The sequence below is a fragment of the Streptomyces sp. P9(2023) genome, assembly GCF_032436795.1.
In the GTDB taxonomy this organism is placed as follows: Bacteria; Actinomycetota; Actinomycetes; order Streptomycetales; family Streptomycetaceae; genus Streptomyces.
On the sequence record NZ_JAUPWM010000882.1, the window covers coordinates 1 to 233 of the forward strand.

At 56.2% G+C, this 233-nt stretch carries 1 protein-coding gene; it reads right to left on the reverse strand.

Annotation, left to right across the window (positions count from 1 at the left end; all coding sequences use genetic code 11):
* Nucleotides 1–233 (reverse strand): hypothetical protein (locus Q5762_RS39790; protein ID WP_315897197.1); only part of this gene is annotated, 233 nt, incomplete at both ends.

Below are 233 nucleotides of genomic sequence, written 5' to 3' on the forward strand. Positions count from 1 at the left end.
GTGGATCTCGTCGCCAACGATGACGGTTGGAGAACGACCGTGTTTACCGTCCGGCGAACCAGTGAGCAGCTGACAGAGCGATGATGTCTCGCGCAGGAAGAACGATTTATCATGCAGCGAAATGCGCTCATTGCCCTGCGCATCTTCCAGAAGGCCGTTGGCCTCCCGGATAATATCCTGCATCTTGCCGAACGGTACGCGGCCCTGATCTTCATTGCGCCCGAAAACGTAAG